This window comes from Streptomyces flavofungini, from assembly GCF_014650815.1.
GTDB classification, from domain to species: Bacteria; Actinomycetota; Actinomycetes; order Streptomycetales; family Streptomycetaceae; genus Streptomyces; species Streptomyces flavofungini.
The window spans coordinates 189,090-201,232 of the sequence record NZ_BMVR01000002.1; the positions used below are offsets into that span (position 1 = coordinate 189,090).

11 protein-coding genes are annotated in these 12,143 nt (G+C 73.8%); 4 read left to right on the forward strand and 7 right to left on the reverse strand.

What is annotated here, in order from left to right:
* Positions 1 to 29: 29 nt before the first annotated feature.
* Positions 30 to 1,013: a tetratricopeptide repeat protein gene (locus IE274_RS04620; RefSeq protein ID WP_190114281.1), complete on the reverse strand. Its 984-nt coding sequence runs from the start codon at positions 1,011 to 1,013 to the stop codon at positions 30 to 32.
* Between the two features lie 357 nt (positions 1,014 to 1,370).
* Here IE274_RS04620 and IE274_RS04625 point away from each other — a divergent pair, with 357 nt between their 5' ends.
* Positions 1,371 to 2,021: a TetR/AcrR family transcriptional regulator gene (locus IE274_RS04625; protein WP_190114282.1), complete on the forward strand. Its 651-nt coding sequence runs from the start codon at positions 1,371 to 1,373 to the stop codon at positions 2,019 to 2,021.
* Positions 2,022 to 2,030: 9 nt separating this feature from the next.
* On the opposite strand, the gene IE274_RS04630 is transcribed toward IE274_RS04625, so the two are convergent.
* On the reverse strand, positions 2,031 to 3,068 hold the full coding sequence (locus tag IE274_RS04630; RefSeq protein WP_190114283.1) for a GDP-mannose 4,6-dehydratase: 1,038 nt from the start codon (positions 3,066 to 3,068) through the stop codon (positions 2,031 to 2,033).
* Entirely contained in the window at positions 3,065 to 4,270 is a 1,206-nt protein-coding gene (locus IE274_RS04635) for a UDP-N-acetylglucosamine--N-acetylmuramyl-(pentapeptide) pyrophosphoryl-undecaprenol N-acetylglucosamine transferase (protein WP_190114284.1), read from the reverse strand. The genes IE274_RS04630 and IE274_RS04635 overlap by 4 nt, the downstream gene beginning before the upstream one ends.
* A gap of 132 nt (positions 4,271 to 4,402) precedes the next feature.
* Between IE274_RS04635 and IE274_RS04640 the strand changes: the two genes are divergently transcribed.
* Complete coding sequence (locus IE274_RS04640) at positions 4,403 to 5,170, forward strand: response regulator transcription factor (protein ID WP_190114285.1); 768 nt, start codon at positions 4,403 to 4,405, stop codon at positions 5,168 to 5,170.
* Positions 5,167 to 6,600 (forward strand): sensor histidine kinase, encoded by a 1,434-nt coding sequence (locus IE274_RS04645; protein WP_190114286.1) that lies wholly within the window; start codon positions 5,167 to 5,169, stop codon positions 6,598 to 6,600. Before IE274_RS04640 ends, IE274_RS04645 begins: the two co-directional genes overlap by 4 nt.
* A gap of 43 nt (positions 6,601 to 6,643) precedes the next feature.
* On the opposite strand, the gene icmA is transcribed toward IE274_RS04645, so the two are convergent.
* The 4 genes from icmA to IE274_RS04665 all read right to left on the reverse strand — a co-directional run bounded on the left by icmA (position 6,644) and on the right by IE274_RS04665 (position 10,919).
* On the reverse strand, positions 6,644 to 8,344 hold the full coding sequence (gene icmA, locus IE274_RS04650; protein ID WP_190114287.1) for a coenzyme B12-dependent isobutyryl-CoA mutase large subunit: 1,701 nt from the start codon (positions 8,342 to 8,344) through the stop codon (positions 6,644 to 6,646).
* Positions 8,345 to 8,428: 84 nt separating this feature from the next.
* Positions 8,429 to 8,761: a DUF3817 domain-containing protein gene (locus IE274_RS04655; RefSeq protein ID WP_190114288.1), complete on the reverse strand. Its 333-nt coding sequence runs from the start codon at positions 8,759 to 8,761 to the stop codon at positions 8,429 to 8,431.
* 135 nt (positions 8,762 to 8,896) lie between these two features.
* Positions 8,897 to 9,406 carry a MarR family winged helix-turn-helix transcriptional regulator gene (locus IE274_RS04660; protein ID WP_190114289.1) on the reverse strand — a complete coding sequence of 170 codons (510 nt, stop codon included), beginning with the start codon at positions 9,404 to 9,406 and terminating at the stop codon, positions 8,897 to 8,899.
* Between the two features lie 10 nt (positions 9,407 to 9,416).
* Complete coding sequence (locus IE274_RS04665; RefSeq protein ID WP_229909225.1) at positions 9,417 to 10,919, reverse strand: MFS transporter; 1,503 nt, start codon at positions 10,917 to 10,919, stop codon at positions 9,417 to 9,419.
* A 124-nt stretch (positions 10,920 to 11,043) separates the two neighbouring features.
* On the opposite strand from IE274_RS04665, the gene IE274_RS04670 reads away from it, so the two are divergent.
* Complete coding sequence (locus IE274_RS04670) at positions 11,044 to 12,024, forward strand: ArsR/SmtB family transcription factor (protein ID WP_190114290.1); 981 nt, start codon at positions 11,044 to 11,046, stop codon at positions 12,022 to 12,024.
* The last annotated feature ends 119 nt before the right edge of the window (positions 12,025 to 12,143 follow it).

Consider the following 12,143-nt stretch of genomic DNA (forward strand, 5'->3'; position numbering starts at 1 on the left):
CGCCGACTACTCAACCGGACCGCGACCGATCAGAAAAGCACCCTCGCGAGCGCCGTGCGGTACGCCGTCACCCGCGGGTCGTCGGCGCCGACGACCTCGAAGAGCTCCAACAGCCGCAGCCGCGCGGCCTCCCGGTCGTCACCCGCGGTGCGCCGGACCGTCTCGACCAGGCGCCCGAAGGCGTCCTCGACATGGCCGCCGACCAGGTCCAGGTCGGCCGCGGCGATCTGCGCGGCGGCGTCGCCGGGCTTCTCCGCGGCGTCCTTGCGGACGACGGCGGGGTCCAAGTCCTGCACCCGCCGCAGCAGTTCGGCCTGGGCGAGGCCGAGCTTGGCCTCCGTGTTGCCGGGGTCGTCGCTCAGCACGTTCTGGTACGCCTGGACGGCGCCGCCGAGGTCGCCCGCGTCCAGGGCCTGGACGGCCGCTTCGAGCAGGGCGTCGTAGGGTCCGGCCGGGACGGCGGGGGCGACCCCCGGCTCGTCGCCGGTGGCGCCCGGGTCGACGACCAGGCCCGTGAGGCCGAAGCGCTCCTCGCCGACCTGGATGAGCTGGTCCAGGGTCTGGCGGATCTGCGCCTCGGGCGCCGCGCCCTGGAAGAGCGGCAGGGCCTGGCCCGCCACCACCGCGAAGACCGCCGGGATGCCCTGCACCCCGAACTGCTGCATCAGCATCTGGTTCGCGTCGACGTCGATCTTGGCGAGCAGGAAACGGCCGTTGTACTCCAGCGTCAGGCGCTCCAGGAGCGGGCTGAGCTGCTTGCACGGCTCGCACCACTCGGCCCAGAAGTCGATGACGACCGGCACTTCGGTGGAGCGCTGCAGGACGTCCCGCTCGAAACCCGCCTCGTCGACGTCGATGACGAGACTCGCGGGCGAGACCCCGGCGCCGGCACCCGGGCCGCCCTGCCGGGCCGCTTCGGCGCGCGCCTGCTCCGCCTTCGACTTGGCCTCCTGGGCCGCCTTCACCGCGGCGAGGTCGACGACTCCGCTCATGGACATGTTCCGTGGCTGCATGAGTACATCCTCCCCCAAGCCGCGCGGGAACCGTGCCCGTCCGCAGCTCCCCGCCGGATTGCGGTGCCGCCGGACGAACCGGTTCGCCAGTTCCTGCACGTCCCCAGGAGGGCCGTGGTCTCGCACGGGGTCCCCACCCCGCGCCGTGGTTGCCGCCCGCTGGGCGGTGAGGCTCGTTCGCAGCGGTCCCCGGCCGTACGCGCCTTCGGGGGCGATGGGCCACCCTCGGCGTCCGCACGCGCTTTCGCTACGGCTCGTAGCGTAACTGCAGGACACCGGGCGCGGCAGCGGGCAGCACGTGATCTGCCTCACTCGGCGCTGGCCACGACGCTCATACTGGCCGGTATGGTCGCGGGCATGCAGAGCCGCAACACACCGCCGACGCGCGCCGGGGGCCGCCCCCGCAGCGCCGAGGCGGACACCGCCATCCTCGAAGCGACCAGGCAGGCCCTGGTCGACCTCGGCTGGACCAAGCTGACCCTGGGCGACGTGGCCACCCGGGCGGGGGTCGCCAAGACCACCCTCTACCGGCGCTGGCCGGGCAAGAGCGAGCTGGTGGTGGACGCCGTGGCCGAGCTCTTCGACGAACTGGAGCTCCCCGACAGCGGCAGCCTGGCCACGGACATCGAGGGGGTGGTGCTGCAGTTCGCCGCGTTGCTCGGGCGCCCCGAGACGAAGACCGCGCTCATGGCCGTCGTCGCCGAGTCCACCACCGACGAACCGCTGCGCGCACGCATCCGCGCGTCCATCGTCGACCGCCAGAAGCGCCTCGTCCTCGCCGGCCGCGCCCGCGCCCAGGACCGCGGCGAACTCCCCCTCGAACCCGACCCCGCCACCGCCGCCCGCACCGCCGACCTCATCTTCGACGTCATCGCCGGAGCGGTGGTCCACCGGGCCCTGGTCAGCGCCGAACCCGTCGACGAGGAGTGGGCCCGACGCTTCACCTGGCTGGTCCTCGGCGGCCTCTCGGCGGTCGCCGGCCAGGGGCCCGGACCGGGGTCGCCGTAGGCAGGTTCCTCACACCTGGTAGGTGTGGGCCGCGAACAGGCCGAGGTTCTCGGCGACCCAGGCCGAGGTGCGGGCCAGGCCCTCGCGGAGGGGGACGATCGGCTCCCAGCCGGACAACTCCCGGGCGCGGGAGTTGTCCGAGACGAGGCGTTCGACCTCGCTGCCCGCGGGCCGCATGCGCGCCGGGTCGGACACGACGACCGCGTCCCGCCCGCTCGCGGCGATGAGTTCCTCGGCCAGGTCCCCGATGGAGATCTCCCGGCCGACGCCGAGGTTCACGACCTGCCCGACGGCGGCGTCCCGCTCGGCCACGGCGAGGAAACCGCGCGCGGTGTCGGTCACATAGGTGAAGTCCCGGGTGGGCGTCAGCGACCCCAGCTTGATCTCCCGGGCCCCTGCGTGCAGTTGGGCGAGGATCGTGGGGATGACGGCACGGGCGGACTGCCGCGGGCCGTACGTGTTGAAGGGCCGCACGACGGCGACGGGCAGCTCGAAGGCGTGCCAGTGGGACAGCACGGTCATGTCGGCGCCGATCTTCGACGCGGAGTACGGCGACTGCGGCTGGAGCGGGTGGCTCTCGCTGATGGGAACGGTCAGCGCGGTCCCGTACACCTCGCTGGTCGAGGTGTGGACGAGTCGGCGTACGGAGTGCCGACGGCAGGCCTCGGCGACGTTCTCCGTACCGACGACGTTGGTCTGCACGTACGCGCCCGGAGAGTCGTAGGAGTACGGGATCCCGATGAGCGCGGCGAGGTGGAAGACGGTGTCGCAGCCGTCGACGGCGTCCATGACCCGCCCGGCGTCGCGCACGTCACCGGCGACGAACTCGACGCGCGGGTCCCCGGCGAGATGCGCCAGGTGCCCCTTGTCGCCGTACGGCTTGTAGTGCACGAAGGCGCGGACCTTCGCGCCTCGGTCGAGGAGCAGGTCGACGAGCGTGGAGCCGATGAAGCCCTCGGCGCCGGTGACGAGGACGGTGCGGTCGTGCCAAGAAAAGGGGCCGGAGGGAGCGAAAGAGGCGGAGTCGTTCGGGGCGAGGGCGTTCATGCGGCGTACTCCAGGTGATCGGTGCGGTGGGTGAGGTGCAGGACCCGCTCGGCGAGCAGATCCGCGGCGCGGGCGTGCGGCCCGGGATCCGCGGCGCCGCTCATGGCGGCGAGCCGCGCGGGCTCGGCGAGGAGCGGTTCGAGGAGCCCGGCGAGCCGGTCGGCGGTGGTCTCGGCGTCGGGCAGGAGCAGCCCCGCGCCCGCGTCGGAGAGGACCCGCGCGTTGTGGGTCTGGTGGTCGCCGGGGGCGTGCGGGTAGGGCACGAGGACGGCGGGCACGCCGGTGGCGGCGAGTTCGGCGACGGTGGCGGAGCCCGCGCGGCAGACGACGAGGTCGGCGGCGGCGTAGGCGAGGTCCATCCGGTCGAGGTAGGGCACGGCGCGGGCGACCGCGCCTGCTCCCTCGTGCCCTTCGCGGGCGAGCCGCCGCCGCGTCTCGTCTAGGGCCGCGGGACCGGTCTTGATGAGCAGGGACACGTCACCGCGCCACCGCCAGCGCGCGGCGAGCCCGAGGGCGGCCTCGGTGAGGCGGGCGGCGCCGAGGCTGCCGCCGTTGAAGAGGACGAGGCGGGCCCCGTCGGGCACCCCGAGGGCGCGCCGGGCCTCGGCGCGCAGCGCGGACCGGTCGAGGGCGGCGAGGGCGGCGGCGATGGGCATGCCGGTGGTGACGGCGCGCTCGCCGCCGGGCAGATGGGCGCGGCTGCGGTCGAAGGCGACGGCGATGTGCGGGGTGAGGCGGGCGGCGAAGCGGTTGGCGCGGCCGGGGACGGCGTTGGACTCGTGGATGAGGCTGGGCAGGCCCGCCATGCGGGCGCCGACGATGACGGGGGCGCTGGGGTAGCCGCCCATGCCGACGGCGACCTGCGCGCCCTGGTCGCGCAGGATGGCCCGGCACTGGGCGCCGGACTTCACCAGGGCGGCGGGCAGCAGATAGCGGCGGGCGCCGAGGGACGGGTCGAAGGGGATCATGTCGACGGTGTGCAGCCGGTACCCGGCGTCGGGGATGAGCCGGGTCTCCAGGCCGCGCTCGGTGCCCACGAAGGAGATCACCGCGTCCGGCACGGCGCGGCGCAGGGCGTCGGCGAGGGCGAGGCCCGGGTAGATGTGGCCGCCGGTGCCGCCCGCGCCGATCACGACGGACAGCGGCCTGTTCGTGTGGGTCGCCGCGGCGCGGGCCGTGGCGGAGGTGACGGGATTTCTCATGACGCCGGAGCTTCGCGACCCGTCCTAAGAGGGTTTTAAGAGCCGGGTTTGGCACCTTTGGTGCATGAGTTCGTTCCTGTGCCGCACGAGGTGCGGTCTTCCCGGCACCCGGCCCGCCCCGGGCGTCGCCGTATGACACCGCCGCCCGCGCCGCCGACACGGCCCCCGCACGCCGCCCAGGCCACCCAGGCTGCCCCTGCCTCCAGGGTCCTCGTCGTCGACGACGACCCCGAGGTGCGTGCCGCCGTCGAGGACGCGCTGAGCGTCGAGGGCCATCTGGTGCGCGGCGCCGCCGACGGCCACCATGCGCTGACCGCGGTGGCCAGGTGGGAGCCGGACCTCCTGGTCCTGGACGTGAAGATGCCCGTGCTCGACGGTCTGGCCGTGTGCCGCAGGCTGCGCGCGGCGGGCGACCGCACCCCGGTGCTCGTCCTGACGGCCCTGGACTCGGTGAGCGACCGCGTGGACGGCCTGGACGCGGGCGCCGACGACTACCTGGTCAAGCCGTTCGCCCTGGACGAGCTGGTGGCGCGGGTCCGGGCGCTCCTGCGCCGCGCCGCCCCCGACCCGGCGGGACCGGGCGGCCGGGAGACCGACGGCGACGCCCTGTCGTACGGCGATCTGACGCTCGACACCCGGACCCGCACCGGTGCGCGCGGCGGGCGCCGCATCGAGTTCAGCCGCACCGAGTCCACGCTGCTGGAACTGCTGCTCCGCAACTCCGGGCAGGTACTGCCGCGCGAGCTGATCCACGAGGCGGTGTGGGGCCGGGACTTCGGGCCCGACTCCAACTCCCTGGCGGTGTACGTCGGCTATCTGCGCCGCAAGCTGGAGGCCGAGGGCGAGGCGCGGCTCGTGCACACGGTGCACGGCGTCGGCTACCGGCTCGGGTCGCCGTGAGCGCCCGCCGCGCGCCCCACGCCTCCCGCGGCGGCCGTGGCCGCCGCGCCCTCGGGGCCCGCTGGCGCCGACGCCGTCCGCTGCGCACCCGCCTCGCGGTGGCGGCGTCCGCCGCGGTGGCGCTGGTCGCGATCTGCGTCTGCACGGCGTCGTTCTTCGTGCTCCGCTACAAGCTCTACCAACAGCTGGACCAGAACCTCGCCCAGTCCGCGACCCTGGCCGCCCAACAGCACCGCTCCGAGGAGCAGGACTACGGCGTGCTCGCGGGCGAGTGCCGCTACCTGGGCGCTCCGGCCTGCGCTCAGGTCGTCCCCGCCGCCCCGGCCGACGACCCGAAGAAGCCGTACCTGCTGCCCGTGAACCGCTCCACGCGCCAGGTCGCGGCGGGTGAACTCACCCCCTACTACACGAACTTCACCCTCCCCGGCGGCAAGCCGGGGCGCATGCTCACCACCACCTACGGCAAGGGCGCGGCCGTCCAGGTCGCGCTGCGCGCCGACATCGCCGAGCGCGGGGTGCGGCAGACGGCCGCGATCCTGTCGGTGGTGGGCGGCGCGGGCGTGCTCCTGTCCGCGCTCGGCGGCTACTGGGTCTCCCGCACGGGACTCGCACCCGTCGCGCGGCTCACGGCGACGGCGGAGCGCATCGCCGCGACCCGGGACGCGCGGCACCGCATCGAGCTGCCGCCCGGGCCGCCCGGCGGCCGCGGCGAGGACGAGGTGACGCGGCTCGCCACGGCCTTCAACACCATGCTCGGCGAATTGGAGGACTCGGTCGCGGCGCGCCGCCGACTCGTCGCCGACGCCTCGCACGAACTGCGTACGCCCCTGACGTCATTGCGTACGAACGCGGAACTCCTCGGCCGTGCCGATCGCCTGACGACGGAGCAGCGCGACCGCGCGTCGGCCGCGCTCAGCCGTCAGCTGCGTGAAGTCACCGGCCTGGTCAACGACCTGATCGAGCTGGCCCGCGACGAGGAGCCGCAGCCGCTCCTGGAGGAGGTGCGGGTCGCTCCGCTGGTCGAGCACGTCGTGAACGCGGCGCGCGAGCACTGGCCCGCGATCGTCTTCACGTACGACATCGCTCCCGACGCGGCCGGGACGACCCTGCCCGGTGTGCCCGCCCGCCTCGCCCGGCTCGTCACCAACCTGCTGGACAACGCGGCGAAGTTCAGCCCGCCCGGGGCGGCCGTCGAGGTCTCCCTGACCACCACCGGGCTGGCCGTCCGCGACCACGGCCCCGGCATCGCCCCGCAGGACCTGCCGCACGTCTTCGACCGCTTCTACCGCGCCGAGCGGGCCCGGGCGCTGCCCGGCTCCGGCCTGGGGCTGGCCATGGCACGCCAGATCGCCCGGGCCCACGGCGCGGAGCTGACGGCGGAACACGCCCCCGGCGGGGGCGCGCTGTTCCGTCTGACGTGGCCGTCCTAGGGCGGCGCCGGGGCAGCCGCCCCGCACGCCTCCGGCCGGCGGACTAGAACCCAGCCGGCTCCGTGTAGACGCCCCACTCGTCCCGCAGCACGCCGCAGATCTCCCCGAGCGTCGCCTCGGCCCGGACCGCGTCCAGCATCGGCGCGATCATGTTGGACCGGTCCCGGGCGGCGGTGAGCATCGCGTCCAGCGTGGTCCGGACCCGGGCCTCGTCCCGCTCGCCCTTGCGGGCGGCGAGCACCTTGACCTGCTCCCGCTCGACCTCGTGGCTGACGCGCAGGATCTCCAGGTCACCGGTCACGGAGCCGTGGGCGACGTTGACGCCGACGACCCGCTTGTCGCCCTTCTCCAGGGACCGCTGGTACTGGAAGGCGGACTCGGCGATCTCACCGGTGAACCACCCGTCCTCGATGCCGCGCAGGATGCCGGAGGTGATGGGCCCGATGGGGTGCTGCCCGTCGGGCCGCGCCCGGCGCCCGCGTTCCTTGATCTGCTCGAAGATCTTCTCGGCGTCGGCCTCGATGCGGTCGGTGAGCTGCTCGACGAACCAGGACCCGCCGAGGGGGTCGGCGACGTTGGCGACGCCGGTCTCCTCCATGAGGACCTGCTGGGTGCGCAGGGCGATCTCGGCGGCCTGCTCGCTGGGCAGGGCGAGGGTCTCGTCGAGGGCGTTGGTGTGCAGGGAGTTGGTGCCGCCGAGGACGGCGGCGAGGGCCTCCACGGCGGTCCGCACCACGTTGTTGTACGGCTGCTGCGCGGTCAGCGAGACCCCGGCGGTCTGGGTGTGGAACCGCAGCCACTGGGCCTTGTCGGTCCTGGCGCCGTACTCCTCGCGCATCCACCGGGCCCAGATCCGCCGGGCGGCCCGGAACTTGGCGATCTCCTCGAAGAAGTCGACGTGGGCGTCGAAGAAGAAGGACAGGCCGGGGGCGAAGACGTCGACGTCGAGCCCGCGGCTCAGCCCCAGTTCCACGTACCCGAAGCCGTCCGCGAGGGTGTACGCCAGCTCCTGCGCGGCCGTCGCCCCGGCCTCGCGGATGTGGTAGCCGGAGACGGAGAGGGGCTTGTAGGCGGGGATGTCGCGCGCGCAGTGCTCCATCAGGTCGCCGATGAGGCGCAGGTGGGGCTCGGGCTCGAAGAGCCACTCCTTCTGCGCGATGTACTCCTTGAAGATGTCGGTCTGGAGCGTGCCGTTGAGCACGCCCGGGTCGACGCCCTGCCGCTCGGCGGCGACGAGGTACATGCAGAAGACGGGGACGGCGGGCCCGCTGATCGTCATGGACGTGGTCACGTCGCCGAGGGGGATGTCCTTGAACAGGACCTCCATGTCGGCGGCGGAGTCGATGGCGACACCGCAGTGGCCGACCTCGCCGAGGGCGCGCGGGTCGTCGGAGTCGCGGCCCATGAGCGTCGGCATGTCGAAGGCGACGCTCAGGCCGCCGCCGCCGGCGGCCAGGATCATCTTGTACCGCTCGTTCGTCTGCTCGGCGTTGCCGAAGCCCGCGAACTGGCGGATCGTCCACGTACGTCCTCGGTATCCCGTGGGGTACAGGCCGCGCGTGTACGGATACTCGCCAGGCCATCCGATGCGCTCGAAGCCCTCGTAGGTGTCCCCGGGCCGGGGCCCGTAGGCAGGCTCGACCGGGTCACCGGAGAGCGTCGTGAAATCGGCGTCGCGCTTCTTCGCGGCGTCGTACCGGGCCTGCCAGCGACGGCGGCCCTCTGCGATGGCGTCAGCGTCCATGCCACCAATTTACTTGGACGTCCTAGTAAATGTCGATGGCCAACCGCCACGGACAGCCCGTGGCGGGGGTGCGGCGCGGGTGGCTCAGGCCTTGGCGAGCGGGGTCGCGGGGTCCGTGAGCAGCGGCTCGACCTCGCGGACGACCTTGCGCTCGACGAAGAAGGCGGCCGTGGGAATGGTGCCGGACACCAGCACCCAGAGCAGCTTGCCGAACGGCCACTTCGCCTTGGAGCCGAGGTCGAAGGCGAAGACCAGGTAGATGATGAAGAGGACGCCGTGGATCTGGGAGACCGCGAGCGTCAGGCCCTCACCCTTGTCGAAGCCGTACTTGACCACCATGCAGACGCAGAGGATCAACAACATGACGGCGGTGACGTAGGCCATCACCCGGTAGCGGGTCAGCACGCTGCGTTTCATGGCTACGAGCGTAGCCGTCCCATTTGCGCGATCTTCGGGCGCCCCTTGGGGAGAGCCCGTCCGGCGATCGAGGACGAGGCCGCAGGCCGATCGGGGGCCGCCCAGTCGGCGGCACCCCCCGACGACAAGGGCGCCCTACCGCTCCTCGAAGTCCTGCGCGGCGACCCGCAGGGGCCGCAACAGCGCGAAAATGTCCCCGCACTCCTCCGCGTCGTAGACGCCGAGCCCGAAGTCCATCGCCATCAGCTCCCGCGTCGCCTCCTCGACGACCTCGCGCCCCTTCTCCGTGATGGAGGCCAGCGTGCCGCGCCCGTCGTTCGGGTTCGGCCGCTTGTCCACGAGCCCGGACCGGACGAGCCGGTCCACCGTGTTCGTGACGGACGTCGGATGCACCATCAACCGCTCGCCGATCTTGGACATCGGCAGCTCCCCCGCCTTGGAGAAGGAGAGCAGCACCAGCGCCTCGTAGCGCGCGAAGGTCAGTCCGTACGGCTTGACGACCGCGTCGACCTCGGCGAGCAGGATCTGGTGCGCGCGCATGATGGAGGTGATGGCACCCATCGCGGGCACGGATCCCCAGCGCTGCTTCCAGAGTTCGTCGGCACGGGCGATGGGATCGAAGGGGAGACTGAGCGGCTTCGGCACAGCGTCGACCTTAGCCGCCGGTCACATACCGGTCAGCCCCAGTCTCAGGATTCGGGAGCACGTTCGCCTCCTGCCGCCCCGTCAACTGAACCTCACGGGCCAGGAGCAGACAGCACACCGTGCCGAGCACCCCGGCACCCGCGACCACCGTGCTGACGGCGAAGACCTCGGCGGCGAGCCCGGCGAGCGCCATGCCGACGCCCTGGAGGGTCATGAGGCCCGCCGTGTGCACGGTCATGGCGCGGCCGCGCAGCTCCGCCGGTACGGCGTCCACGAACCAGCGGTCGAGTCCGAGGGTGTACGCCGATCCGAGCCCGGCGAGCACCAGTGCGGGCAGCGCCCAGACCAGGCCGGGGACGAAGGCGTACGCGAGCAGCGGGAGCAGGGTGGTCGCGGCCAGCGGGAGCACGATGCGGGAGCGGGCGGCCGCGGTGAGCGCGGAGCCCGCGTACACCTCGCCCGCGATGGTGCCGACGGGCATCGCGCACATCAGCAGGCCGACCCCTGCGGTGCCGACACCGATCTGCTCCGCGTACGGGGCGGCGAGGGCCTCCGGCGCGACGACGAACATCGGGGGCGCCCAGAGCAGCAACAGCAGCGCGCGGATCCGCCGGTGCCCGAGGACCTCACGGGCACCCGCGAGCGAGTACCGCATGAGCGCGGCATCCCCGCCCCCGCTCCCCCGCTCCCCGCTGCCCCTGCCGCCGCCCCGCGCGGGCCGCCGCTTCGTACCGACGCGCAGCAGCAGCGCCGACGCGAGGAACGTCACCAGCGTGATCCCGAGCGCCCCGCGCGGCGGGACCACGGTGAGCAGCACGCCGCCGAGCCCGAAGCCGACGAGGACGGCGCTCTGCGACACCATCCGCAGCAGCGAACGCCCGAGCACGAACAGGTCGCCGTCGCCGAGGACGTCGGTGAGCGTCGCCATCCGGGTGCCGTTGAACACCGGCGAGACGGCGGCGATCAGGCAGCGCAGCGCCAGCAGCCCGGCCACCGGTGTCACGGGCAGCGCCATCAGCGCGGCACATCCGGCGCACACGAGGTCGCACACCACGAGCACCCGCCGCGGCGGATACCGGTCGGCGACCCCGGCGAACAGCGTCCCGCCCACGAGGTACGGCAGCAGCCCCAACGCGAACGCCAGCGCACTGAGCAACGGCGACCCGGTCAGGTCGTACACGAGCACCGTCAGCGCGATCTCGCTGACGACCACCCCGAGCAACGACATCGCGTGCGCGACGAAGACGGCCCGGAACTCGGCGACGGCGAAGACGCGGCGGTAGCCGTCGCGCTCCTGAGGGGTGCCCGAGGCCGGGCCCGATTCCGGGGGCGAGGGCGGAATGCCGGACGCGGGCCCGGGCGTCGGCCCGGCCGCGGGGCGAGCGCCGGACGCGGGGCCCACCCCGCCCGCACCCGGCTCCACCGCCGGGCCCCCCTCGCCCCCGGCCCCCGTCCCACCCGTCTGCCCCGTGCCCGCGCCCACGCCCGCCCCGATCTTCGGTCCGTCTCCCATGCGCTCACCCTGGCGGCGCCCCGCACCGGCCCCTAAAGTTTCGGCTCCAGCCGAATCACCGAGGCGGCCGAGCCGGAAGCAGCCGCCTACCCGCAGGCGGGCGAGGTGGCAGGGAGGACGGGCCGTGCCCTTTCAGTTGCGGTTCGGGGAGGACGACCTGCTGCGGTGCCGGTTCGCCGTGTCGCCGCTGTGGGAGACGCAGGAGGCGGTGCGGACACTGAAGCGGCGGGAGCGGCACGCGTATCACCCGGGGTGGCTGCGGCGGATCAAGGAGGCGGGGGCGGGGCTCGACCTGGCGGCCGTGTGGCTGTTGATGCCGCCGCGCGGGCACAGCCCGGACTTCCTGGGGCCGCCGCCGCTGGGGCCCGCCGCGGGGTTCGACGAGGAGATCGCCGCGGTGCGCGCGGTGGATCCGGAGGTGGCGCGGGACGACATGGCGCGGGCGCTCGCGGAGACGCCGGGGGCGGCGGGCAGCCCCCTCGGGCGGCATCTGCTCGACGATCCGGCGCGGGCGGTGCGGGAGTTGGCGGACGCCATGGAGGGCGCCTGGCACGCGCTGGTCGAGCCGTACTGGCCCCGCCTGCGCGCCCTCCTCGAAGCCGACGTGGCGTACCACTCGCGGCGCCTCGCCGAGGTCGGCCTCGGCGCCCTGCTGCCCGAGCTGGACCGCCGCCTGGCCTGGGACTCCGGGACGCTGACGGCGCAGTGGCGGGGGCGGCACGTGCGGGACCTGGACGGGCGCGGCCTGGTCCTGATGCCCAGCGTCTTCAGCTGGCCGGACGTGATCAGCGGCTACGACCCGCCCTGGCAGCCGACCCTCGTCTACCCGGCCCGGGGCCTCGCGGGCCTGTGGAGCGCCCCGGCCGACCATGTCCCGGACGCCCTGGCCCGCCTCCTCGGCCGCAACCGCGCCGCCGTCCTCACCGCCCTGGCCGAGCCCGCCACCACCTCGGCCCTCGCCCACCGCCTGGCCCTGGCCCCGTCGTCGGTCTCGGCGCACCTGACGGCGCTGCGCGACGCGGGCCTGCTCACCTCGCGCCGGTACGGGCACCAGGTCCTGTACGAGCGGACCCCGCTCGGCATCGCGTTGGCGGCGGGCGGCTGACGGCGGCGGCGCGCGGTGTCCTACGACGGCGGTGGCACGCGCGGTGTCGTACAGCGAGGCGAATGATCCCTTATGTCACGATTGCCGGACGACTCGCCTGCCCGTCACCGTCGACACCG